18 protein-coding genes are annotated in these 23830 nt (G+C 68.4%); 7 read left to right on the forward strand and 11 right to left on the reverse strand.

Going from position 1 to position 23830, the window contains the following annotated elements:
• Positions 1-132 precede the first annotated feature (132 nt).
• The 7 genes from G3I71_RS26900 to G3I71_RS26930 all read right to left on the reverse strand — a co-directional run bounded on the left by G3I71_RS26900 (position 133) and on the right by G3I71_RS26930 (position 8681).
• Complete coding sequence (locus G3I71_RS26900; RefSeq protein ID WP_239149372.1) at positions 133-1197, reverse strand: aldose epimerase family protein; 1065 nt, start codon at positions 1195-1197, stop codon at positions 133-135.
• Between the two features lie 102 nt (positions 1198-1299).
• Complete coding sequence (gene mmsB / locus G3I71_RS26905; RefSeq protein WP_164318154.1) at positions 1300-2544, reverse strand: multiple monosaccharide ABC transporter permease; 1245 nt, start codon at positions 2542-2544, stop codon at positions 1300-1302.
• On the reverse strand, positions 2541-4091 hold the full coding sequence (mmsA, locus tag G3I71_RS26910; protein WP_164318156.1) for a multiple monosaccharide ABC transporter ATP-binding protein: 1551 nt from the start codon (positions 4089-4091) through the stop codon (positions 2541-2543). The genes mmsB and mmsA overlap by 4 nt, the downstream gene beginning before the upstream one ends.
• A 32-nt stretch (positions 4092-4123) precedes the next feature.
• Positions 4124-5236, reverse strand: coding sequence for a multiple monosaccharide ABC transporter substrate-binding protein (chvE, locus tag G3I71_RS26915; RefSeq protein WP_369335574.1), 1113 nt, complete (start codon positions 5234-5236; stop codon positions 4124-4126).
• 143 nt (positions 5237-5379) lie between these two features.
• Positions 5380-6348, reverse strand: coding sequence for a hypothetical protein (locus G3I71_RS26920; RefSeq protein ID WP_164318161.1), 969 nt, complete (start codon positions 6346-6348; stop codon positions 5380-5382).
• 174 nt (positions 6349-6522) lie between these two features.
• Positions 6523-7527, reverse strand: coding sequence for an alcohol dehydrogenase catalytic domain-containing protein (locus tag G3I71_RS26925; protein ID WP_164318163.1), 1005 nt, complete (start codon positions 7525-7527; stop codon positions 6523-6525).
• Positions 7524-8681 (reverse strand): mandelate racemase/muconate lactonizing enzyme family protein, encoded by a 1158-nt coding sequence (locus G3I71_RS26930; RefSeq protein ID WP_164318165.1) that lies wholly within the window; start codon positions 8679-8681, stop codon positions 7524-7526. The genes G3I71_RS26925 and G3I71_RS26930 overlap by 4 nt, the downstream gene beginning before the upstream one ends.
• Before the next feature lie 486 nt (positions 8682-9167).
• Between G3I71_RS26930 and G3I71_RS26935 the strand changes: the two genes are divergently transcribed.
• From G3I71_RS26935 to G3I71_RS26960, 6 genes are all read left to right on the forward strand, one after another.
• On the forward strand, positions 9168-10184 hold the full coding sequence (locus tag G3I71_RS26935) for a LacI family DNA-binding transcriptional regulator (protein ID WP_164318251.1): 1017 nt from the start codon (positions 9168-9170) through the stop codon (positions 10182-10184).
• 233 nt (positions 10185-10417) lie between these two features.
• On the forward strand, positions 10418-11416 hold the full coding sequence (locus tag G3I71_RS26940; protein WP_164318166.1) for an ABC transporter substrate-binding protein: 999 nt from the start codon (positions 10418-10420) through the stop codon (positions 11414-11416).
• A gap of 151 nt (positions 11417-11567) precedes the next feature.
• Positions 11568-13106 carry a sugar ABC transporter ATP-binding protein gene (locus tag G3I71_RS26945; protein WP_164318168.1) on the forward strand — a complete coding sequence of 513 codons (1539 nt, stop codon included), beginning with the start codon at positions 11568-11570 and terminating at the stop codon, positions 13104-13106.
• Complete coding sequence (locus G3I71_RS26950) at positions 13103-14224, forward strand: ABC transporter permease (protein WP_164318170.1); 1122 nt, start codon at positions 13103-13105, stop codon at positions 14222-14224. The genes G3I71_RS26945 and G3I71_RS26950 overlap by 4 nt, the downstream gene beginning before the upstream one ends.
• Entirely contained in the window at positions 14224-15273 is a 1050-nt protein-coding gene (gene yjfF / locus G3I71_RS26955; protein WP_164318187.1) for a galactofuranose ABC transporter, permease protein YjfF, read from the forward strand. Before G3I71_RS26950 ends, yjfF begins: the two co-directional genes overlap by 1 nt.
• Before the next feature lie 272 nt (positions 15274-15545).
• The gene (locus tag G3I71_RS26960) at positions 15546-16301 is read left to right on the forward strand and encodes a hypothetical protein (protein ID WP_164318189.1); all 756 of its coding nucleotides are present in this window, start codon (positions 15546-15548) and stop codon (positions 16299-16301) included.
• A gap of 163 nt (positions 16302-16464) precedes the next feature.
• Here G3I71_RS26960 and G3I71_RS26965 read toward each other — a convergent pair whose 3' ends face one another.
• Both G3I71_RS26965 and G3I71_RS26970 read right to left on the reverse strand, forming a co-directional pair.
• Positions 16465-18096, reverse strand: a complete 1632-nt coding sequence (locus G3I71_RS26965) for a subtype B tannase (protein ID WP_164318191.1) — start codon at positions 18094-18096, stop codon at positions 16465-16467.
• Between the two features lie 158 nt (positions 18097-18254).
• Positions 18255-18692, reverse strand: coding sequence for a MarR family winged helix-turn-helix transcriptional regulator (locus G3I71_RS26970; protein ID WP_164318193.1), 438 nt, complete (start codon positions 18690-18692; stop codon positions 18255-18257).
• Between the two features lie 112 nt (positions 18693-18804).
• Between G3I71_RS26970 and G3I71_RS26975 the strand changes: the two genes are divergently transcribed.
• On the forward strand, positions 18805-19833 hold the full coding sequence (locus G3I71_RS26975; protein ID WP_164318195.1) for an NADP-dependent oxidoreductase: 1029 nt from the start codon (positions 18805-18807) through the stop codon (positions 19831-19833).
• 107 nt (positions 19834-19940) lie between these two features.
• Here G3I71_RS26975 and G3I71_RS26980 read toward each other — a convergent pair whose 3' ends face one another.
• Together G3I71_RS26980 and G3I71_RS26985 are read right to left on the reverse strand one after the other, a co-directional pair.
• Positions 19941-21128 (reverse strand): serine hydrolase domain-containing protein, encoded by a 1188-nt coding sequence (locus G3I71_RS26980; RefSeq protein ID WP_164318196.1) that lies wholly within the window; start codon positions 21126-21128, stop codon positions 19941-19943.
• Entirely contained in the window at positions 21125-23743 is a 2619-nt protein-coding gene (locus G3I71_RS26985) for a M14 family zinc carboxypeptidase (protein ID WP_164318198.1), read from the reverse strand. The genes G3I71_RS26980 and G3I71_RS26985 overlap by 4 nt, the downstream gene beginning before the upstream one ends.
• Positions 23744-23830: the final 87 nt, after the last annotated feature.

The raw sequence follows: 23830 nt of genomic DNA on the forward strand, positions 1-23830 counted from the left end.
GCCCGCGCGGGGGAGTACGGGCCGTCCCTGAATACGGATGGCTGTGGGGCGCTGTTCAACGGCTGTGGTTTCGATAGAAAATTGTGAAGCTCCTGTGAAACCGGTCGCGAATGTAACCCTCGGTAACAGCGGTCACGCGCCGAACGAGTGGATCGTCGTCGTGCGATAGGTCCGGCCGGGGTGCAGCACCGTGGACGGGAAGTCCGGCTGGTTGGGTGAGTCCGGGTGGTGCTGGGTCTCCAGGCACAGCGCGTCGCCCTGGCGGTGGATCGCGCCGCCGGTGCCGACGAGGGTGCCGTCGAGGAAGTTGCCCGAGTAGAACTGGAGGCCGGGCTCGGTGGTCGCGATCCGCAGCGTGCGGCCGGACGCCGGGTCCCTGAGGGTGGCGACGTGCTCGGGCTCCGCCGTGACGCCCTTGTCGAGCACCCAGTTGTGGTCGAACCCCTTGGCGTACAGCAGCTGTTGGTGGGCGACCCGGAGGTCCGCACCGACCGTCTTGGCCGCCCGGAAGTCGAAGGGGGTGCCCGCGACCTCGGCCGGCTCACCGGCGGGGATGAGGCCGGAGTCGACGGGGGTGTAGCGGGCGGCGGCCATCTCCAGCTCGTGGCCGTCGACCGAGCCGCCGCTCTCGCCGGCCAGGTTCCAGTAGACGTGACTGGTGAGGTTGACGACGGTGACCTTGTCGGTGGTCGCCTCGTAGTCGATGCGCCAGTCGCCGTGCTCGGTGAGGGTGTAGGTGACCTTCGTGCTCAGCGTGCCGGGGAAGCCCATCTCGCCGTCGGCGCTGGTGTGTTGGAGGCGCAGACCGACGTCCTGGCCCTGCGTGAAAGGCTCGACGTCCCAGACGGCCTTGTCGAAGCCCTCGCTGCCGCCGTGCAGGCTGTTCCCGCCGTCGTTGACGGACAGCTGGTACGACGTGCCCTCCAGCGTGAACCGGCCCTTGCCGATGCGGTTGCCGTACCGGCCGATCAGGGCGCCGAAGTAGGGGCTTGAGGCGACGTAGTCCTCGATGGTGTCGAAGCCGAGGGAGACGTTGGCGTACCTGCCCTCGCCGTCCGGGATCTCCAGGGACTGCACGATCCCGCCGTACGACAGGACCTTCAGACGGGTGCCGCCGTTCTCCAGCGACCAGCGGTGGATCTCCGTACCGTCGGCGAGCTTGCCGAAGAGTTCCTTCACGGGGTTCCTGCCTTCCATGACTCCGCCTCTCATGACAACTGCGAAAGCCGAAGGGCCCCGCGGACCGGTTGACCGGTTGCCCGCGGGACCCACGACATGACGTGATGACGAACTACGTGCCTACGAACCGACCTTGCGCTTGTTCCACACGTCGAACCCGACCGCCGCCAGCAGTACCAGGCCCTTGATGACCTGCTGCCAGTCGGTGCCGATGCCGACGAGGTTCATACCGTTGTTCAGCACGCCCAGGACCAGACCACCGATGATCGCGCCGAGGACGGTGCCCACACCGCCGCTCATCGACGCGCCGCCGATGAACGAGGCGGCGATCGCCTCCAGTTCGAAGTTCAGGCCCGCCTTCGGCGAGGCCGCGTTGAAGCGGGCCGCGAAGACCAGACCCGCCAGCGCGGCGAGCATGCCCATGTTCACGAAGACCAGGAAGGTGACCTTCTTGTCCTTCACGCCCGACAGCTTGGCCGCCGGGAGGTTGCCGCCGATGGCGTAGACGTGGCGGCCGAAGACAACGTTGCGCATCACGTAGCCGAAGCCGGCGACCAGCGCGCCGAGGATCAGCAGGACCACCGGGGCACCCTTGTAGCTGGCGAGCAGCATCGTCACCGTGAGGACGGCGGCGGCCAGCGCGACCAGCTTCAGCAGGAAGAGGTTCCTGGGCAGGATGTCCAGCGAGAACTCCTGCTGCCGCTTGCGGTCCCGGACCTCCTGGAACACCACGAACGCGAGCAGACCGAAGCCCAGCAGCAGCGTCAGGTTGTGGTAATTGGTGTCCGGGCCGACCTCGGGCAGGAAGCCGTTGGCGACCTTCTGCAGGCCCTCCGGGAACGGGCCGAGCGTCTGCCCCTCGAGGAAGATCTCGGTCAGGCCGCGGAAGACCAGCATGCCCGCCAGCGTCACGATGAACGACGGGATGCCGAGATACGCGATGAAGAACCCCTGCGCGGCTCCCGCGAGCGCGCCCATGGCCAGGCACAGCAGCACGGCGAGCGGCCAGGGGACGTCGTTCCTGACCATCAGCACAGCGGCGACCGAGCCGATGAACGCGGTCAACGAGCCCACGGACAGGTCGATATGGCCCGCGATGATGACCAGCATCATGCCGATCGCGAGGATCAGGATGTAGCTGTTCTGCAGCACCAGGTTGGAGACGTTGCGCGGCAGGATCAGGTCGCCGTTGGTCCACACGGCGAACAGCGCCACGATCACACCGAGGGCGATCAGCATGCCGTACTGCCGCATGTTGCGGCGCATACCGTCCAGCAGCAGTTGCAGCAGACCGTCGCCGCCCGGCGAGCCGCTCTTCCCCGGCGGCGCGGGGGCCGGCGTCTTGGCGGTCACATCGGTGCTCATCGCGTTACCTCTTTGTCCTTCGTCATCTGACGCATCAGCGATTCCTGCGAGGCCTCCGCCCGCGAGAACTCACCCGTCAGCCGTCCCGCGGCCATCGTGTAGATGCGGTCGCACATTCCGAGCAGTTCCGGCAGCTCGGAGGAGATGAAGACAACCGCCTTGCCCTCGGCCGCCAGCTTGTCGATGACCGTGTAGATCTCGAACTTGGCACCCACGTCGATCCCGCGGGTCGGCTCGTCCAGGATCAGTACCTCCGGCCCCGCGAAGATCCACTTGCTGAGGACGACCTTCTGCTGGTTGCCGCCCGACAGCTTGCCGACCGGCTCGAAAACGGTCGGGGCCTTGATGTTCATGGACTTGCGGAAGCCCTCGGAGACCTTCCGCTCCTCGTGCTCGTCGACCACACCGTGCTTGGTGACCTTGTTCAGGGCACTGAGCGAGATATTGCGGTTGATGGTGTCGATGAGGTTGAGGCCGTAGTGCTTGCGGTCCTCGGTGACATAGGCGATGCCGTGCTTGACCGCCTCGGAGACGGACTTCGTACGGATCTCCTTGCCGTCCTTGAGGACCACCCCGCCCGTGTACCGGCCGTAGGTGCGCCCGAAGACGCTCATCGCGAGTTCGGTGCGCCCGGCGCCCATGAGGCCCGCGATACCGACGATCTCCCCGCGCCGCACGTTGATCGACACATCGTCGACCACCTTGCGCTGCTGGTCGATCGGGTGGTGAACGGTCCAGTTGCGGATCTCCAGGGCGGGCGAGGCGCCCTCTTCCGGCTGGTGCGGGGTCCGCTCCGGGAAGCGGTGTTCGAGGTCGCGGCCCACCATGCCGTTGATGATCCGGTCCTCGGTGGTCTCCTCGGCCTTCACATCGAGCGTCTCGATGGTCTGGCCGTCGCGCAGGATGGTCACCGAGTCAGCGACCGTCTCGATCTCGTTCAGCTTGTGCGAAATGATGATCGAGGTGATGCCCTGGTTCTTCAACTCCAGGATGAGCTCCAGGAGTTTGCCGCTGTCCTCGTCGTTCAGTGCGGCCGTCGGCTCGTCCAGGATGAGCAGCTTCACCTTCTTCGAGAGCGCCTTGGCGATCTCGACGAGCTGCTGCTTGCCCACGCCGATGTCGGCGACCCGCGTCTGCGGGTTCTCGTCCAGCCCGACCCGCCGCAGCAGCTCGGTGGCGTGCCGCAGCGTCTCGTTCCAGCTGATGAACCCGCGCGAGGCGTGTTCGTTGCCGAGGAAGATGTTCTCCGCGATGGACATGTAGGGCACCAGGGCCAGTTCCTGATGGATGATCACGATGCCGCGGTGCTCGCTGGCCCTGATGTCCTTGAAGGACACGACCTCCCCCTCGAAGAGGATGTCCCCCTCGTAGGTTCCGTGCGGGTGGACGCCGGAGAGGACCTTCATCAAGGTCGACTTGCCGGCGCCGTTCTCCCCGCAGATGGCATGGACCTCGCCCTGACGGACGGTCAGTGTGACGTCCGACAGCGCTTTCACGCCGGGAAAGGTCTTGACGATCGAGCGCATTTCCAGGACGGGTCCCGCCATGGTCGTGCCTGCCAATCTATGGTGTGCGGGTGTTACTTGAGGTCGCCGGCCTTGATGTAACCGGAGTCGACGACGACCTTCTGGTAGTTCGTCTTGTCGACGCTCACCGGGACCAGCAGGTACGCGGGAACGACCTTCGAACCGTTGTCGTACGTCTTGGTGTCGTTGGTCTCCGGGGTCTCGCCGGTGAGCGCCGCGTCGACCATGTTCGAGGCCACCTTGGCGAGTTCGCGGGTGTCCTTGTAGACGGTCATCGACTGCTCGTCGGCGATGATCGACTTCACCGAGGCGACCTCGGCGTCCTGGCCGGTGACGACCGGCAGCGGCTTGTCCTTGGAGCCGTAGTCGTCCGACTTCAGCGAGGACAGGATGCCGATGGAGATACCGTCGTACGGCGAGAGCACCGCGTCGACCCGCTCGGTCTTGTAGGCCGCGGTCAGGATGTCGTCCATGCGCTTCTGCGCGGTGCCGCCGTCCCAGCGGAGCGTGGTGACCTGGGTCAGCGCGGTCTGGCCGGACCTGACGACGAGCTGCTTCTTGTCGATGTACGGCTGCAGGACCTTCATCGCGCCGCCGAAGAAGTACTTCGTGTTGTTGTCGTCGTTCGAGCCGGCGAACAGCTCGATGTTGAACGGGCCCTTCTTCGAGCCGTCCGCGAGGCCGAGCTTCTCCAGGATGTAGTTGCCCTGGAGCGCGCCGACCTTCTCGTTGTCGAAGGACGCGTAGTAGTCGACGTTCTTCGTGCCGAGGATCAGACGGTCGTAGGAGATGACCGGGATCTTGGCGTCGGCGGCCTGCTGCAGCACGTTGTTCAGCGACTTGTTGTCGATGGCCGCGATGATCAGCGCCTTCACACCCTGCGTGATCAGGTTCTCGATCTGCGACACCTGCTGGTCGGGGTCGTCCTCGCCGTAGACCAGGGTGGTCTTGTAGCCCTTCGACTTCAGGTCCTTGACGACGTTGGCGCCGTCGGCGATCCAACGCTCCGAGGACTTGGTGGGCATCGCGATGCCGATGGTGCCGCCCTTGGCACTGTCCCCGCTCGCGTCGCTGCCACCCTCACCGCTCTGCCCGCAGGCGGAGAGGGAGAGGGCGAGGGCAGCCGAGCTGGCTATGGCGGAGAGTACGGCTCTGCGAGTACGCATGATCATCATCCTTGATGTCGTGAGGCCAGGAGCGGTCTGGCGGTTCGGGCGCCCTGTCGGCGGTGCGTAAGGAACCCGAGAGAGATTCGTGTCGGAGTCTGTTCGACTGCGTCGTGTTTTGTGAAGGGGCGTTGTCCGTAACGTTATGCAGGCGTTTCGAACCGCTTGAGATCGCCGGGCAGTCGCGAGCCGAGCGGGGCCATGTCGCCGTCGGCCCCGTGCCGCGCGAGCAGGTCCAGCGCGAGCCGGCCGCGACGTACCCTCTCCTTGGCCGTGTTCAGCGCCAGATCGCGCATGTGGTTGCCGTAGGGGTAGATCCCGGGTGCCTTCGACAGGCCGAACTTCAGGTAGAGCGGTGCCCCGCGCCGGATCAGCTCGGCGACCTCGTACATCCGGATGTAGCCGCCGAGGTCGTCGGGGGCCTCGATGTACATGTCCATCGGAGCGGCCGACACCCGCCGGATCTCCGTGAGGTGATCGAGCGTCAGATCGCTCGGCACGTTGATCGAGTCACCGCCGAGGTTCTCGTACACGGCGTACGCGGCCGGGTTCACCGGCCCGATCAGCGCCGACACCTTGAGCGTCGTCCCGGCCGGGATGATGCCGGCCAGCCGCGCCCGGTGCAGGGCCCACAGCACGCCCTCGTCGGCGACGAGCAGGCACTGCACGCCCAGCTCGGTCGCGCGTACGGCGTCCTCGACACACCCGGCGACCGCGTCGTGACCGCGGGCGCGCAGGCCGCCGCCCTTGGAGTCGGTACGGGTGGAGCCGCCGATGTCCCAGGTGCCGCGCGGACCGGTGAACAGGCAGAGCTCGATGTCGCGCTCGGCCGTCGTCTCCACCATCTCGGTGATCTCGGCGTCGGTGAGCATCCAGACACCGCTGCCCTGGCTGACCCGGTGGATCGGCACATCGAGCCGCGAGGCCTCCTTGAGGACCACGCCGAGCGCCTCGGGCCCCTCGACGGAGGGAACCTCGGTACGCCAGCGTCCCCCACCGGGGAAGGTGTGCGGAGAGGCGTCGGCGGGGTCGAGGGCGGGCGCGCCCAGGCCGAGCGCGGCGAGCGCCTGCTCTCCGGGGCGGCGGGCTGCGGAGGCGGTGGTGTCGGTCACAATCTGTCCTTCAGGATCGGCAGGCCCGGCAGGTCCGGCGGTTCGGCGGGTTCGCGAGGTCCGGCAGGTTCGGTATTTCGGACAAGGTTCGCGGCTCTGGGTGCACAAGGCTTTGGATGTACGCCGGTACGGAGTCGTCAGGTACCCCGTACCGGCGTACGGCTCAGGGGTGTGTCATGGCCGCAGCAGGACCTTTCCGACCTTCGGATCGCCGGATCCCACCAACTCGATGGCCTGCGGAAACTCCTCCAGCGGCAGCTCGTGCGTGACGAGCGGCAGCGGGTCGAGGAGCCCGGCCCCGAAGACCCGTACCGTGTGCGCCCAGGCATCCGGCGCCGCACCGAACACGGTGTGCACCTCCAGCTGCCGTACGACGAGATCCGTCGGGTCCAGCCCGTCCGCGCCCGCCGCCGGGATCCCCGTAAGGACCAGCCGCCCGCCGCGCCGCAGCAGGGCGGCGGCGGTGACCGCCGCGTCCGCGGACCCGGCGGTCTCGATGACGACGTCGAAGTCGCCGGGGAGCTCCTGGTCCTTGGTGCGGAAGTCGGTGGCGCCGAACTTCTTCGACAGCTCGGCGCGGTCCGGTCGCGTCCCCACGACGAGCAGCTCGGACGGCGAGCCCGCCTTCAGGAACTGAATGGCGAACATCCCGAGCGTCCCGGTGCCCACGACGGCGACCCGCTCGCCTGGAACGGCGTTCGCCTTGAGCGCGGCGGCGGCGATGCACGCGGCCGGCTCCAGCAGCGCCGCCGCCGTGAGATCCGCGTCCTCGGGCAGAACGTGCAGCAGCCGGGCGGGCAGCGTCAGCGTGGTGGCCATCGCGCCGGGCTCGGTGAACCCGGTCTCCTCGTACCCCGCCGAGCACAACGTTGTCTCTCCCGCGTGACAGCGGTCGCACACCTGGCAGTTGCGGAAGCCCTCGCCAACCACCTTGCTGCCCACAAGAGTTGACGGCACTCCGGCCCCGACCGCGGTCACCGTGCCGGACCACTCGTGACCCGGCGTGAGGGGGTAACGGACGTACCCCTCCGGCCTGTTGCCCTGGTAGACCTCGCGGTCGCTGCCGCAGATGCCGACGGCGTGCACCCGGACGAGGGCCTCGCCCGCCTCCGGCTGACGAGGCTCGTGCGACACCAGACGGTGCTCACCCGGAGCCTCGATCACTACCGCGCTGCTCACTCGGTCCCCTTGGGCTTGCGCTGCTCCCAGCCCTCGGCCCACAGGTCGAAGCGGGCCTGCTGCTGCGGGAACTCCGCCGCCGCGTCCACGTCCAGCTCGACACCGAGGCCGGGCTTGTCGGAGAGGTGGAAGTAGCCGTCCACGACCTCCGGGGCGCCCGAGACGATCTTCTTGATCTCCGCGTCCGCGAAGTCGTTGAAGTGCTCGAGGATCTTGAAGTTCGGGGAGGTGAACCCGACCTGGAGGGAGGCCGCGGTCAGTACCGGTCCGCCCACGTTGTGCGGCGCGACCAGCACGTAGTGGGTCTCGGCGGTCGCGGCCAGCTTGCGGGTCTCCCAGATGCCGCCGATGTGACCGACGTCGGGCTGGATGATGTCCACGGCCTGGCTCTCGAAGAGCTCCCGGAACTCGATCCGGTCGTGGATCCGCTCACCCGTGGCCACCGGGATGTCGACCTTGGCGGCGACCTTCTCCAGCGCCTTCAGGTTCTCCGGCGGGCAGGGCTCCTCCAGCCACGCGGGCTTGAAGGGCGCCAGGTCCTTGGCGAGGCGGATGGCGGTGGCGGGGGAGAAGCGGCCGTGCATCTCCAGCATCAGCTCGGTGTCCGGCCCGATGGCGTCCCGCACGGCCTCGATCAGGGAGACCGCGTACAGGCTCTGCTCGTGGTCCAGCTCGAAGTGGCCGGTCCCGAAGGGGTCGATCTTGAGCGCCTTGTAACCGCGCTCGACGACTCCCTTCGCCGCCTTGTGGTACGCCTCCGGAGTGCGCTCGGTGGTGTACCAGCCGTTGGCGTACGCCTTGACCTTGTCGGTCACCTTGCCGCCGAGCAGCTGCCACACCGGCACGCCGAGGGCCTTGCCCTTGATGTCCCAGCACGCCATCTCGATCACCGCGATGCCGGACATCACGATCTCGCCGGCCCGGCCGTAGTCGCCGTACTTCATCCGCTTGACGAGGTCCTCGACTGCGAACGGGTCGGAGCCGAGAATGTGATTGGTCTGGGCCTCGTGCAGATAACCGAGCAGGGCGTCGGTGTGGCCCAGCATGCGGGTCTCGCCGACGCCGGTGAGTCCCTCGTCGGTGTGCACCTGGACGTAGGTCAGGTTCCGCCACGGCGTCCCGACCACGTGCGTGCTGATTCCCGTGATGCGCACGGTACTCCCTAAGTCCTCTTGGCCTGTTCGAGATTTCGTCACTTGTTCGAAATGCTGTCGCGACAGTAAGGATGCTTCGGGCAGAGTGTCAATGGGTCGAACAAACAACCGTTGCCGCGTTTTGGACTGCCGCCGTCCGTTCCCACATTGCCGCACCGACCCCCCTGCTGCCCGCCGACTGTCGCGTTATCCAACCGTGACGACCTCCCTGACGCAGCCCTCTTGACCGCCGCCGATTGTTAGCGCTCACAATGACCTCCGCATTCACCAATCGTCGCCCAACGGCATCGAGGGAGGTACGAGCGTCATGTCGGCAGTGCCCCAACCTGCTAGCCCGCCCGGCGCCTCGGGGCTTTCCGGAAGCCCCGAGTGAGGCCGGCGGCGCGAAGACGACCGCCCGCACCACAGGACTTATCCGCAGACAGACGCCAGGGAGGTGCAGCCGTGACACACTCGCCGATCCAGTCGCAGCTCCGGCCGCCCACCATGGCCGACGTGGCACGCCAGGCCGGCGTGTCCCACCAGACCGTGTCCCGCGTACTGGGCGACCACCCCAACGTGCGGGACGAGACACGGGCCAGGGTGCTGCAGGCCATCGAGGAGATGGGCTACCGCCGAAACTCCTCCGCACGGGCGCTGGCGACCAGGCGCACCCTGACCCTGGGTGTGGTCGCCTCCAACACCACGCTGTACGGGCCGGCCAGCACGCTGTTCGCGCTGGAGGAGGCGGCACGTGCCGAGGGGTATCTCGTCTCGACGGTCAGCCTGCGCGAACTGACGGTCGAAACGCTGTCCGAGGCCATGCACCGGCTCAGCGAGGGCGGGGTGGAGGGAGTGATCGCCCTCGCCCCGCAGCGGTCGGCGGTCGAGGCCCTCACCGAACTCCGCCATCCCTTCCCGGTGGTGGCGGTGGGCACCGGCTCCGGCGTGGAGATCCCCAGCGTCAACGTGGATCAGCGGCTGGGCGCGCGGCTGGCCACCCGTCATCTGCTCGCCACGGGCCACCGCACGGTCTGGCATCTCGCCGGGCCCGAGAACTGGCAGGAGGCGGTGGACCGGGCCGACGGCTGGCGGATGACCCTGGAAGAGGCCGGCGTGGAACCGCCGTCGCCGCTGCGGGGCGACTGGAGTCCGCTCTCGGGTTATCGTGCGGGCCAGGAACTGGCCGGCTGGGTGGGCCGGGGTCTGACCGCCGTCTTCGTCGCCAACGACCAGATGGCACTGGGGGTGTTGTGGGCGCTGCGTGAGGCGGGCGTGCGCATTCCCCAGGACGTCGCGGTGGTCGGCTTCGACGACATCCCGGAGTCGGAGTTCTTCGCTCCGCCGCTCACCACCGTCCGGCAGGACTTCTCGGCGGTCGGCAAGCAGAGCATCGCCCTGCTGCTGGATCTCATCGAGGGCCGTACCCCCTCCGGGACGCCCCAGGTCGCCATCGAACCCCAACTCCTCGTCCGCGCCAGCACTTTCCCCTACGCCCCTCAGTCGGCGACCGCTCCCGGCTGAGGGGGCACCGACCGGTTCGACGATCGTCCCCGCCCCACCAGCGTGGCCGATATCTCGAACAGTGATCGACAGGTAGGACGTTTCCCGACCTGTCGCACCGAGCCCCACGAGAACCAAAAAGAACCACCGGCACCACCAGCATCAACAAGCCCCACGAGTACCAACGAGTACCAACGAGCACCACGAGTGACAGCGGGCCCATCACCGGGCCGGCTCTTCAAAGGAGAAGACACATGCTCAACAGACGAAACTTCCTCACTGCGGCGGTCGGCGTGGCGGCTGCGACGGGCCTGGCGGCCTGCGCCAAGAAGGACGAGAGCGACTCCACCGGCTCCAGTGACGGCAAGATCGTCCTCGGCTTCTCGCAGGTCGGCTCGGAGAGCGGCTGGCGCAGCGCCAACACCGACTCGGTGAAGGCCGCGGCCAAGGAGGCCGGGTACAACCTGAAGTTCTCCGACGCGCAGCAGAAGCAGGAGAACCAGATCTCCGCGATCCGCAGCTACATCACCCAGGGTGTGGACGTCATCGCCTTCTCCCCGGTGGTCGTCACCGGCTGGGACGCGGTGCTGAAGGAGGCCAAGGCCAAGAAGATCCCCGTGGTCCTCACCGACCGCTCCGTCGAGACCTCCGACGAGTCCCTGTACGTCACCCTCGTCGGCTCCGACTTCACGGAAGAGGGCCGCCGCGCCGGCAAGATCCTCGAGAAGGTCCTGGAGAAGGCCGGCCACAAGGGCGCCGTGAAGATCGCCCAGCTGGAGGGCACCACCGGTGCCGCCCCCGCGATCGAGCGCGCCAAGGGCTTCAAGGAGGTCATGGACGCCGACCACGCGGACGACTGGAAGATCGTCGTCAGCCAGACCGGTGACTTCACCCGCGCCGGCGGCAAGCAGGTCATGGCCGCCTTCCTCACGTCCAACCCGGACATCAACGTCCTGTTCGCGCACAACGACGACATGGGTATCGGCGCCATCCAGGCGATCGAGGCAGCCGGCAAGAAGCCCGGCAAGGACATCCTGATCGTCACGATCGACGGCGTGAAGGACGGCTTCATCGCCATGTCCGAGGGCAAGATCAACGCCATCGTCGAGTGCAACCCGCTGCTCGGCCCTCAGCTGATGGAGGTCGTCAAGAAGGTCAAGGACGGCGAGACGGTCGAGCGCTGGATCAAGACCAAGGAGAGCGACTTCATGCAGGACCAGGCCAAGGCCGCCCTCCCCACCCGCAAGTACTGACCGACCGCACCCATCGGCAGGGAGCCTCCGGCCGACCGAACCCTCCGTCGTACGGAAGGTCGGTCCAGGGGGCTCCCTGCGGGCCTGAACGAAATCGCGGGCCCGACCAAAACAACCGTGGGCCTGAACAGAGAGTCAGAGGAGCGCTGCCATGGCAGAGCCGCGGCCCGTCCTGGAAATGACGGGCATAGTCAAGGAGTTTCCGGGGGTACGGGCTCTGTCGGGTGTCGACTTCCGGCTCTTCCCCGGCGAGATACACGCCCTGATGGGCGAGAACGGAGCCGGTAAGTCCACCCTCATCAAGGTGCTGACCGGTGTCTACCCGCTGGACGACGGCACGATCACCCTCGACGGTCAGCGTGTGCGGATCGACAGCCCGTTCCAGGCACAGCAGGCCGGCATCAGCACCGTCTACCAGGAGGTGAACCTCTGCCCCAACCTGTCGGTGGCGGAGAACATCTTCATCGGACGTGAACCCATCCGCTTCGGTCAGATCCAGTGGACGCGCATGCGCAAGGACGCGGCGGAACTGGTCGACCGGCTCGGCCTCGACCTCGACGTCACCGCGCCCCTGTCCTCGTACCCGCTGGCCGTGCAGCAACTGGTCGCGATCGTAAGGGCGGTGGGCACCGGCGACAGCGACGGCGCCGGAACCGGCACCAAGGTGCTCGTCCTGGACGAGCCGACGTCCAGCCTCGACCGCGACGAGGTCCTCGAACTGTTCCGCCTGATGCGGCAGTTGAGGGACGAGGGCGTCGCGATCCTGTTCGTCTCGCACTTCCTCGACCAGATCTACGAGATCTGCGACCGCATGACCGTCCTGCGCAACGGCACCCTCGTCGGTGAGCACCTGGTCAGCGAGCTCGACCAGGTCGGACTGATCCAGCTCATGATCGGCAAGGCCATGGACCAGCTGGAGGGGCTCCACGAGCACCAGCTGCACGCCGAGGTCGGCGAGACACTGCTCACGGCGGAAGGCCTCGGCCGGACGGGCGGCGTCGCCCCCTTCGACCTGGAGATCAAGAAGGGCGAGGTCGTGGGCCTGGCCGGCCTGCTCGGCTCCGGCCGCACCGAACTCGCCCGGCTGCTCTTCGGCGCCGACCAGCCCGACAGCGGCAAGGTCACCATCGACGGCAAGCCGGTCTCGATGAGCGCCCCGAACGCCGCGATCGGCGCCGGGGTCGCGTTCTGCTCCGAGAACCGCAAGACCGAGGGCCTGGTACCTGAACTGACGGTGCGGGAGAACATCATCCTCGCCCTCCAGGCGGCCCGCGGCTGGACCCGGCCCATCCCGGCCGCCCAGCGCGACGAACTCGTCGCCAAGTACATCAAGGCGCTGGACATCCGCCCCGCCAACCCGGAGGCCCGGGTCGGCCGGCTCAGCGGCGGCAACCAGCAGAAGGTGCTGCTCGCCCGCTGGCTCATCACCCAGCCGAAGCTGCTGATCCTGGACGAACCGACGCGCGGCATCGACGTCGGCGCGAAGGCGGAGATCCAGAAGCTCGTGGTCTCGCTCTCCGAGGAAGGCATGTCCGTGCTGTACATCGCGGCCGAACTGGAGGAGGTGCTCCGGCTCAGCCACACCATCGGCGTGCTGCGCGACCGCAAACTGGTCGCCCAGATCGCCAACGGGCCCGAGATCACCCCCACCCGGATCCTGGAGACCATCGCGAGCGGAGAGCACCAGTGACCACCACTCCCCGTTGGCGGGCGCTGACGCAGCACCACCTGTTCTGGCCGGTGGCCGTGCTGGTCTTCCTGCTGCTGATCAACGTTCCCTTCACCCCCGACTTCTTCTCGATCAAGATGGCGGACGGCCACCTCTACGGCAGCCTCGTCTCGATCGTGCTGTTCGGTTCGCCGCTCATCCTGGTGGCGGTCGGCATGACCCTGGTCATCGCGACCGGCGGCATCGACCTCTCCGTCGGCGCGGTCGTCGCCATCACCGGCGCCCTGACCTGCTCGTACATCAGCGACCAGGCCGACCAGAACTCCCTGGCCGGAGTGTTCCTGGCCATGGGTATCGGCCTGGTGGCAGCGGTCGTGTGCGGTCTGTGGAACGGCTTCCTGGTCGCCCGGATGGGCATCCAGCCGATCATCGCGACCCTCATCATCATGGTCGCGGGCCGAGGTGTGGCCCAGCTGATCACCGACGGCCAGATCATCACGATCAACAGCGAGCCGTACAAGCTGATCGGCGGCGGCTACTGGCTGACGCTGCCCTTCTCCATCTTCGTGGTGGCCGCGGTCGTGGCCGTCACGGTGGCCCTGACCCGCCGCACCGCCCTCGGCCTGCTCGTCGAGTCGGTCGGCGGCAACGCCGAGGCCAGCCGCCTGGTCGGCATCAGGTCCCTGCGCATCAAGATCATGGTGTACGTGTTCTGCGCCCTGTGCGCCGGCATCGCGGGCCTGATGATCAGCTCCAACACCTCCGCCGCGGACGGCAACAACGCCGGCCTGTGGATCGAGCTCGACGCGATCCTCGCCGTGGTGATCGGCGGCACCTCACTCCTGGGCGGCCGGTTCTCCATCGGCGGCACGGTGGTGGGCGCCCTCGTCATCCAGACCCTCACCACCACGATCTACACCATCGGCGTACCGACCCAGACCAACCTGGTCTTCAAGGCCGTCGTCGTCATCGTGGTCTGCCTGCTGCAGTCCCCGAAGTTCCGCACCAAGGTCTTCGGCGGGAAGTTCGGAGGGAAGTTCGGCTCCGGGTCCGGCGCGAAGGGCGGTGGCACCCCGGCCGCCACCCCGGCGGACACCGCCCCGACGACCGCGGCAGCCCCGAAGATGGAGGTGTCGTGATGAGCACGACCGCACAGCCCCCCCAGGCCCAGAACAGCCGTAAGACGACCACGAGCACCAGTGCGGCCACGGCGTCGAAGGCCGCGCGGCTGCTCGGCGACCGGCGGCTGCCCGTCGTGGTGACCGCCACGCTCTTCCTCGTGATGTACCTCGTGGGCCTCGGCCGCTACCAGAACTACGGTTTCGGCGAACCGCAGGTCTTCCTCAACCTGTTCATCGACAACGGCTACCTGCTGGTCGCCGCGGTGGGCGCCACCTTCGTGATCCTCTCCGGCGGCATCGACCTGTCCGTCGGCTCCGTGATGGGCTTCACGACCATGCTCACGGCATGGCTGGTGGAGAAGCAGGGCCTGCCCATCCTGGTCGTCATCCCCATCGCGCTGGGCGTGGGAGCCTTCGGCGGCTTCCTGATGGGCTACGCGATCCACAACTTCGAGATCCAGCCCTTCATCGTGACCCTCGCCGGCCTCTTCCTCTTCCGGGGCCTGTGCCTGGTCATCAGCAAGGAGTCGATCGCCATCGACGACTCCTCGGTGAGCAGCATGGCGCAGGCGCAGGCACAGCTGGGGGTGGGCTTCCTGTCGATCGGCGCGATCATCGCGCTGGTGGTACTGGCTGTCGCCTTCTACGTCCTCCACTACACCCGCTTCGGCCGCCGGGTGTACGCCATCGGCGGCAACGAGCACTCGGCCATGCTGATGGGCCTCCCGCAGGGCGGCACCAAGATCGCGGTATACACGGTGAGCGGCTTCTGCTCCGCCCTGGCGGGTCTGCTCTTCACCCTGTACATCCAGTCCGGCGACCCGCTGCACGCGACCGGCATGGAACTCGACGCGATCGCCGCGGTCGTCATCGGCGGCACGCTGCTGACGGGCGGCTCGGGCTATGTCCTGGGCACCCTGTTCGGCGTCCTCGTCCTGGGCCTCATCAAGAGCATCATCCAGTTCGAGGGCACGCTCAGCTCCTGGTGGACGAAGATCGCGACGGGCGTGCTGCTCTGCGCGTTCATCCTGATCCAGCGGGCCATGACGGCCCGTAAGAAAACCTGAGCCGCGGAGGGGCGCCTTCGTGCCGGAGCGGTGTGTCAGTGTCAGGAGATGGCGCGGAATGATCGGGCTTGACCTCAATCAGGCAAACCCGAAAAGGCGGTTCTGCACAGAACCTTCACAGGAGCCTCTAGGAATGGTCACTGTGCGGAACCTAGTCTTCCCGCGTCATGGACTACTGCCCCACCTGCCAACGGCACCTCGACGAGGCACTTGCCTGCCCGGAGTGCGGCGCGTCGGACGCACCTCCCCGTACGTACGGGGAGGAAAGCGACGTGCGCTCGGAAGCGGGGGCTGAGGCGGACGAGGACGGTTCCGGTGAGTCGCCCCGCCTCGGGCGGGCGGCTGCCCGGAACCGCGGACGCGGCCGTGGCGGTGGGCGGGGACGCGGCCGTCGCCGTACGCAGGCCATGGCCCAGGACGCCGAGCGCGTCGAGGACTCCCAGGACACCGAGGGCATCCAGGACGCCGAGGACTCTCAGGACACCGAGGGCACTGAGCGTGCCGAGGACACCGGCCGGGCGGGCGCCAGCAGGCGTGACCGCAAGGCCGCGGCGCACCGGCGGCGACGGAAGCGGGCGCTGCTCGTCGTCGCGGGGTTCGTGCTCGCGGCGGGCGGACTGAGCCTCGCCGAACTGGGCACGGACGCCCCGGGGGCGACCCCGAACCCCGCGGCGGCGACCAGCGAGGCGGCGGACGACACGGCGAAGACGGAGGCCGACGACACGGAGTCCCCCGTGTCCGGCGATTCGGCTTCGGCGGACGACGACGCGCCGGACCCGGCGTCCGCGGACACACCGAAGTCACCGTCCACGCCGAGGAGTTCGGCATCGCGGGCGTCCTCGGACTCGCCGAGCAGCAGTACGGACCCACAGTCGACGCCGGCCGTCACGGCGCCGACGCCGACGAGGGCCGAGTCCTCGGCGACCCCCTCCTCGTCGGCGTCCCCGTCCGCGGACCCGACAACAGCGGACCCGACTGTGGAGGCGTCCCCTTCGGAAACGTGCGAGATCCTCCTGGGGTGCGGCTAGGGCTGTCGGCCGGGTGAGGCTGCCGCAGCGGGCCACGAGGGGCGAGGAACCGTGCTGAAGGCCGTGGCGCCGAGCCTGACAGAGAAGGAGCCCGGCGCCACGGCCGCGGACGCCGGGACGGGAAGAACCGGCGCCGCGTCTTGGAGGGGGAATGGGCGGACGGCTACTTGGTCCTGGTCGTGACCTTGGTCTTGTGGCCGGTCACCTTGGCTATCCAGGTGATGAAGTCCGCCGCGTCGTCGTTCGCCCCGTGCCCCGAGTCCCAGTACATCGCCGCGTTCACGTCGTCCCCCAGCCCCTCAAGGCTCGCCGCGAGGTTCCCCACCACCGACAGTGACGTGTCGCTGTCCTTCGTACCGACCCGGATCCACCAGTGCTTCGCCCGCGACGGATTCCGCTTGGCGAGGAACGGCATCGGGTTCATCAGCGTCAGCTTCTCGGGCAGGTCACCGGCCAGCCGCGCACTGCCGCTGCCCTCGTGCCGCAGGCTGTACAGCGTGAAGTGGCGGGCCTGCGTCGTCCCCGCGCCGAACAGGTTGTTCTCCCCGGCGGAGAGGTCGAACGCGTCGAACGCCGGTGTGTCCTTCTTCCGCGCCCCCACATGCGTCAGGAAGTCGGCCCAGGTGAACGTCGCCTTCCCACCCGCCCACGTGATGAAGGTGTTCGCCGCCAGGTAGGTCGAACGAGCCGTCTCCGAAAGGGACTTGAGGTACTTGGTGGCGGCCGGCCGGAGGTAGGTCTCCAGCAGGTGGTCGTCCAGGTTGCGGGCCGTCAGCGCGCCGAACCCCTTCGCCCGGAGCTTGAGCGACGCCTGGTACTCCGTGAAGGCGGTGCTCAGTTCCTTCGACACCGTCTGGTCCACCAGCGAACCCGAACCGAGCTTGTTGGCGCCCCAGTTCCACTCGTACGCCATGTCCGCGTGTTCGAGGTCGGTGATCGGGCACCAGTCGCCGCTGGCGAAGATCGCGTCGCTCGCGTCGGCCGCGCCCAGCGCTTTCAGGTACTTGGCGTAGAGCGGGCTGTCGCCCGACGCCCCGAGCAGCGCGGACAGGGCGCCGCCGGCACTCGTACCGGAGGAGACGATCCGGTCGGTGTTGCCCGGGATACGGCCCTTGTTGAAGCGGACGTACTTCACGGCGGCCTTCAGATCCACGATCGCGGCGGGCGCGGTGCCGTAGTACGTGCCGGACGAGTCGACCAGCGTACGGCCGCGCGCCCCCGGTTCCACGACCACGTACCCAGCCGCCAGCCCCAGCTTGGCGTTGCTCACCATCCCGCCCTGGCCGTCCACCTGGGCGTTGCCGCCGGACTCCACCTCGCCCGAGCCGGTGGACGCCGAGGCGGATGCGGATGCCGACGCCGTGGGGGCGCCGCCCCCGGGCGTGCCGGTCATCTCGGCGCCGCCCACTCCGGTCGCGTCCGCCACCGACGACGGCATGTATCCGCCCACCGAGTTGGCGAACAGGATGGGCGCGCGGGTCGCGTCGACCGCCGTACCGTCGATCTTGACGGGGACGCTGACGTTCAGGCTCTGGTACTTCTCGTCGACCGGGTTCGTGACGTACGTGATCGCCTTGTAGAAGTGGTACGTCACCGACTTGTCGCCGGCGTCCGTGGTGATCGTCGTGGTCAGCTCGGTGTACGCGTCCTTGTCGAAGACGAGCGCACCGGAAGAGGACGAGGATGCCGACGACGTGGACGCCCCGGATGCCATGGCCTCGTTGCTCATGAACGTGGCGATCGCCGGGACGGCGACGGCCGCGCCGAGTCCTCCGATTACGGTCCTGCGCTTCACGATGTCTCCTCGGAGCTGTGAGGGGGTGTCTGCGCATGCGAACGTAATTCGGTGGCGACTAAATCGTCAACAATTTCGTTCAACTCATCGCCAACACACAGCAGCCCCTCATGGAACGTAAAGGCGCCCCATGCCTGCGTCGGCGCTCATGCCTGCGACTACGCCTCCACCATCCGCAGCAACAGGCTCCGCAGCAGCACCCGTTCCTCGTCGGACAGCCCGGCCAGTGGTTCCCGGGCGAAGTCCAGGGAGTCGCGCAGGCTCCGCGCGACCCGGAGCCCTTCGTCCGTGCAGGCGGCCAGCTTCACCCGGCGGTCCGAGGGGTCGGGGCGTCGCTCGACCAGGTTCCGGGACTCCAGCCGGTCCACGATCCCGGTGACGTTCGACGGCTCGCACCGCAGTTTCCGTGCCAGCTGGCGCATCGGCAGCGGCCCCAGGGAGAGCAGGCTCAGCAGGCGTGCCTGTGCTCCGGTGAGGGAGTGCTGGGTGGCCGCCTCCTCGTACTCCTCGTGGTAGCGGGCCACGACCGCGCCGATGAGGTCGATGACCTCCAGGGTCAGGGGATCGCGGCGGCGGGTCTTCTCCGGTGTGGCCATGCTCTCCAGGCTACCTCTTTACTTGACACCATGAAATATTCAGGAGCATTATTGTTTCAGTTGGTGAAACAAGTGAGCCTGAACATCTGAGCCGCACCGGAAGGCCCCCCTCATGTCCGACGCACCCACCCCCACCCTCCCCACCGTCAACCGCGAATGGCACCTGCTCAGCCGTCCGGTCGGCTGGCCCAAGGCCGAGGACTTCGCCCTCGTCGAGGCCGAGGTCCCGCAGCCCCGCGCGGGCCAGGTGCTGGTGCGGAACCTGTACGTGTCCGTGGACCCCTACATGCGTGGCCGGATGAGCGACGCCAAGTCGTACGTCGCCCCCTTCGAGCTGGGCAAGGTCATGCAGGGCGGGGCCGTCGGTGAGGTCGTCGCCTCCAACGCCGAGGGCTTCTCCGTCGGCGACCACGTCCTGCACTTCCTCGGCTGGCGCGAGTACGCGGCCGTGAACGCGAAGGACGCCGTCAAGGTCGACGCCGAGGCCGCGCCGCTGTCGACGTACCTCGGTGTGCTCGGCATGACCGGCCTCACCGCCTACGCGGGCCTCCTGCGCACCGCCTCCTTCAAGGAGGGCGACGTGGTGTTCGTGTCGGGCGCGGCCGGCGCGGTGGGCGGCCAGGTCGGGCAGATCGCCAAGCTCAAGGGCGCCTCCCGGGTCATCGGGTCCGCCGGGTCGGACGAGAAGGTCAAGCTGCTGGTGGAGGAGTACGGCTTCGACGCCGCCTTCAACTACAAGGACGGGTCGGTCGGTTCGCAGCTCCGCGAGGCCGCCCCAGACGGCATCGACGTGTACTTCGACAACGTGGGCGGCGACCACCTGGAGGCGGCCATCGGCTCCCTCAAGCACGCCGGCCGTATCGCCATCTGCGGCATGATCTCCGTCTACAACAACACGGAGCCCGCCCCCGGCCCGAAGAACCTCGCCCGCCTCATCGCCACCCGCGGCCGCATCGAGGGCCTCCTCGTGGGCGACCACTGCGACCTCCAGGCGCAGTTCGTCGAGGAGGTCGGCGCCTGGGTCCGCTCCGGCGAGCTCAAGTACCGCGAGACGGTCGTCGAGGGCATCGAGAACAACCTGGAGGCGTTCTTCGGGGTCCTGCGCGGCGACAACACCGGCAAGATGATCGTCAAGTTCTGAGCCAACAGGCCTTCTGTGCTGCCTTCTTCATCGCCTTCTTGACGGTACGACCGAGGCCGCACCCCTGGACGTGGGGTGCGGCCTCCTCCGCTGAACGGGAGAGCGGCTCAGCCGCGCAACGCAGCCCTGTGCGCGGCCCGTACGAACCGCTCGTTCTCCGGCGCCGCTCCGCCCGGGAAGGCGTACCGACGGCGGGTGTAGCCGTAGGCCAGACCGCTGTGCGGGTCGGCGAAGGCCTGCGAGCCGCCCGCGCCGCTGTGACCGATGGTGCCCGCACCCAGGAACGGGTAGGCCACGTCAGCGGTCTTCTGGAAGCCCAGGCCGAACGACTTGTGGCCCCGGGCCACCAGGTCGTAGCCGGTCGAGTGGAACTGGCCGAACTCCGCGACCGTGTCCGGCTTCAGCAGCGGCGCGTGCTCGCCGACCGTGCTGATCGCCGCCGCGTACAGCCCGGCCAGCCCACGCGCCGAGGCCACCCCGCCGACCGACGCCGGACCCTTGGCTCGGACCAGCCGGTGGTTGGGCAGCGACTCGATGTCGGTGGGCTCGACCCCATTCCGGTTGAAGGCGATCGACGCGAGCGTGTGCGGTCCGGAGGGCAGCGAGTCGAGCAACTCCCTTTCCGTAGGCGTCGGTTGCATCGGCTGGACGGTACGGAAGCGCGGCTCCAGCGCCTCCGGCAGACCCAGATGGAAGTCCAGGCCGTACGGGGCCCGCACTCGCTCCTCGTGAACCTCCTGGAGCGTACGGCCCGTCGCGCGCCGTACGATCTCGCCGGTCAACGCGCCGATGACCAGGGCGTGGTAGCCGAAGGCGGTGCCCGGGCGCCAGAACGGGCGTTGGTCCGCGAGGCGTTCGGCGATCAGCCGGTCGCAGGCCAGTTCCTCCAAAGTGAAACCGGCGTCGGCGCCGACCAGACCGGCACGGTGCGAGATCAGGTCGCGCAGAGTCAGCGTGGCCTTGCCCTCCGGGGCGAACTCCGGCCAGTAGTAGGTGACTTTGCGGTCCAGCTCCAGAGTGCCCTCCTGGACCAGCAGGGCGACCACGAGATGGGCGGCGCCCTTCGTGGACGAGTACACGCCGTAGAGGCTGTCCGGCCCCGCGTCCGGCTCGCTGTCCGGGGCCGCCCACAGGTCGACGACCCGCTTGCCGTGCACGTACGCGCACAACTGACCCTCGTAGTCGGGCAGTTCACCGGCGACGAAGGCAGTGAACTCCTCCCGCACCGCCTCGAAGCCCTCGGTGACCGTGCCCCGGACGAGTCGTCCCGCTGCCTCGGTGGTCTCCTGCGTCATCGGCTCTCCTCGCTCGACGTACCGATCGTCGTGGTCGGCACGCTCAGCAAAGCACGTGCCACCTGTGCGAACTCCCCCTTGGGGTGATCCCGGAACAGCGGCTCGGTGCCGAACAGCACCGCGTGCGGCCCGCTGACCACCGACGCCTGTCCCGTCGCTGCCGCCGGACCCCCGGACCCGTCCGACAACGGCCGCCAGTGCCCCGAGACGAGAAGATTCCCGGTCCCGTACGACTGGTCGACCCGCACCCCGGGGCCCAGGTCCGTGAACCAGACGGGCGCATAGACGAACCCGTGGTCCGGCGCCCCGCCGGTGACGAGACTGTGACCCGAATTCACCACCCGGACAACGCCGTTGGCGTCCCCGTTGCCCTCGACCAGCTCGGCCGCCAGCAGCCCGGCGGCGGAGTTCAGCGCGGCCCCGTCGGCACCCCGGCCGACCAGCCCCCGGGAGCCGAGGAAGGCGTCGAGTGCCGTACGGGCGGCCGGGTTCAGGCCCTCGTACTCCACGCCCTGCGACACGAACAGCACATCCACCCCCGACCAGTCGAAACCGGCGTTGAGGACGGCCGTCGACACCGGCGTGACCTCGAAGTTCATCTCACGCAGCGCGAACAGCTCCCCGGGCGTGACGGCCGCCGCGACCCGGGTGCGATGCAGAGCGGCCGTGCCGACGGCCTTGGTCGCGTCGAACGCCACGTCGTACGTCCGGGCCAGCGCGACCGCCTCCTTGCGCGCCGACGCCGGGACGATCGCACTGCCGTCCGCTGCCCGCCGTACCGAAACCCCTTCTCGGAGAAGGGAGTTGAGGGCGGCGATCTCGCGCGGGTCGTCCAGCCGCAGCCGCAGCTTCCCCTGCGGAGCGACGTACCCGACCCGTGTCGCCGCCGTCACCGCCCGGACGGGCAGCCCCAACAGGCTTCCGCCACCGACTGGTTGGACGGTCGCGCCCCACAACCGGCCAAGGCTCCAGCCTGAGATGTCGTACATCACCGACACCTTGTCGCTGATGTCCCGCCCGTCGGCGAGCAGCACGTTCGCCAGCCCGCGTTTCGGCTGGCGCATGTCGACGACGTACGAGCCCTTCGCGTACGGCCGTCCGCCGAGCCGGAAGTCGCGGCTCGCGCGGGTGACCCGGACGTCGTTGGCGAGTAGATGGTCGACCAGCCGGGCGGCGGCGGGCCCGGAGCGCTGGGCCGGGGCACCGGCCGGAATGACGTACGCACGGGGGAAGGTGGTCGTGTAGACGTCCTCCGGCCCGATACCCGGCACCCCCGGGACGGTCGCCGCCGACACCGGCACCTGAGCGGCCCCCGAAGCGCCGCGCCGGAAGACCTCGATCTGGTCGGCGACGAGCGAAGTCCGGTGATCCTGGACGTAGTCGAGAGTCGCCGTGATGGCCGCGCCGGCCACGGCGACGTTGATCGCGGAGCGGCGGCGCAGTTCCTCCACCGGCAGGGTGTCGTAGGCGCGGTTGTTGACCGTCATCGGGATCTCGACGGTGTGCGCGGCGACCGTGCCGTGGAAGGCCGCGTACTGCGGGGTGAAGATCGGCGGCCAGTCGTCCCAGCCCTCCTCCTGATCACGGAACGGGATCTGGGCGGGCTCGACGCCGTCCTTCCGGGGCGTGTAGCCGAGGCCGTTGACCGCGGCCTCCATACCGAGGGCGTTGGCGTAGGTGTTCTTCAGGAAGAGGTCGTACTCGTAGTTCTCGCCGTGCGGGGGAGTGGTGGGCTCGATGAGGGTGCCGTTGACGTATCCGTGCAGGTCGAGCATGACGGTCGGCTGCTTGTCGATCTCGATCTGCCGCATCGCCCGCCCCTCGGGCTGCGAGGAGGTGACGAAGTCCCGGTTCAGATCGAAGCCGTTGGCGTTGGCGCGGGTGCCGGCGATACGGCCGTCCGGGTTGGCGGTGATGTTGAAGTAGATCCGGCTGTGCGTGAGCAGGTCCCGCGTCCTGGCATCGGTGGCGGTCGCGAGCCGCTCGATCAGCTTCAGGGAGGCGTCCGTACCCTCCCACTCGTTGCCGTGGATGTTGTTGTTGAAGAAGACGGGCGCCTTGTAACTCCGTTTGACCGCCTGGCTTTTGGCGGCAACAGACGGCGCGTTCTCGATCAGCTCGCGCATGCCCTCCTGGGCGCGCGTCTGGGCTACGCTCTCCGGCGCGGTGACCGTGACGAGATACAGCCGGTGCCCGCCCGCCGAACGGCCGGCGACCTCGACACTCACCCGGTCGCCCAGCTTCTGGAGGGCGTTCAGCTTCGGCGCGATGGCGTGGTACGGCGTCAGGCCCAGCTTGATGGACTTGTCGGCCGGGTTCTCCGGGTCGGGGGACAGGGTCTGTTCGCGGGGGTAGCCGCGCCCCTTGTCGGCGAGGTCGGTGACGGGCGCGGTGAGGGCGCGGGTGGCGGCACCGGCGGGGGCCGTCGCAGCGCGCGGGCCGACCGCGGACCGCTCGCCCTCCGCCTCCGTCCCCGCACCCTCCACCCCCTCACGGGTGACGGGCTTGCGGTCGGCGGTGGCGGTGTGGGGGGTGAGCAGGAGCGAGCCCGCCGTGGTGACGGCGAGGACGGTGAGCAGAACAGGGCTCGGTGGAACGGGTCTTGTGCGACGCACGCGTACCTTCTCCCATGCTTCCTGTACTTCCTGTGCTTCCTGAGATCGGTACGGCGAGATGTACCTCCTCGACTCAACGCCAACAAG

Source organism: Streptomyces sp. SID12501 (assembly GCF_010550245.1).
GTDB lineage: Bacteria > Actinomycetota > Actinomycetes > Streptomycetales > Streptomycetaceae > Streptomyces.

Bases quoted from the DNA above. Each gene is read 5' to 3' on its own strand.
- G3I71_RS26900 (WP_239149372.1), bottom strand. From the start codon at position 1,197: ATGGAAGGCAGGAACCCCGTGAAGGAACTCTTCGGCAAGCTCGCCGAC.
- mmsB (WP_164318154.1), bottom strand. From the start codon at position 2,544: ATGAGCACCGATGTGACCGCCAAGACGCCGGCCCCCGCGCCGCCGGGG.
- mmsA (WP_164318156.1), bottom strand. From the start codon at position 4,091: ATGGCGGGACCCGTCCTGGAAATGCGCTCGATCGTCAAGACCTTTCCC.
- chvE (WP_369335574.1), bottom strand. From the start codon at position 5,236: ATGCGTACTCGCAGAGCCGTACTCTCCGCCATAGCCAGCTCGGCTGCC.
- G3I71_RS26935 (WP_164318251.1), top strand. From the start codon at position 9,168: ATGGCCGACGTGGCACGCCAGGCCGGCGTGTCCCACCAGACCGTGTCC.
- G3I71_RS26940 (WP_164318166.1), top strand. From the start codon at position 10,418: ATGCTCAACAGACGAAACTTCCTCACTGCGGCGGTCGGCGTGGCGGCT.
- G3I71_RS26945 (WP_164318168.1), top strand. From the start codon at position 11,568: ATGGCAGAGCCGCGGCCCGTCCTGGAAATGACGGGCATAGTCAAGGAG.
- yjfF (WP_164318187.1), top strand. From the start codon at position 14,224: ATGAGCACGACCGCACAGCCCCCCCAGGCCCAGAACAGCCGTAAGACG.
- G3I71_RS26970 (WP_164318193.1), bottom strand. From the start codon at position 18,692: ATGGCCACACCGGAGAAGACCCGCCGCCGCGATCCCCTGACCCTGGAG.
- G3I71_RS26975 (WP_164318195.1), top strand. From the start codon at position 18,805: ATGTCCGACGCACCCACCCCCACCCTCCCCACCGTCAACCGCGAATGG.
- G3I71_RS26980 (WP_164318196.1), bottom strand. From the start codon at position 21,128: ATGACGCAGGAGACCACCGAGGCAGCGGGACGACTCGTCCGGGGCACG.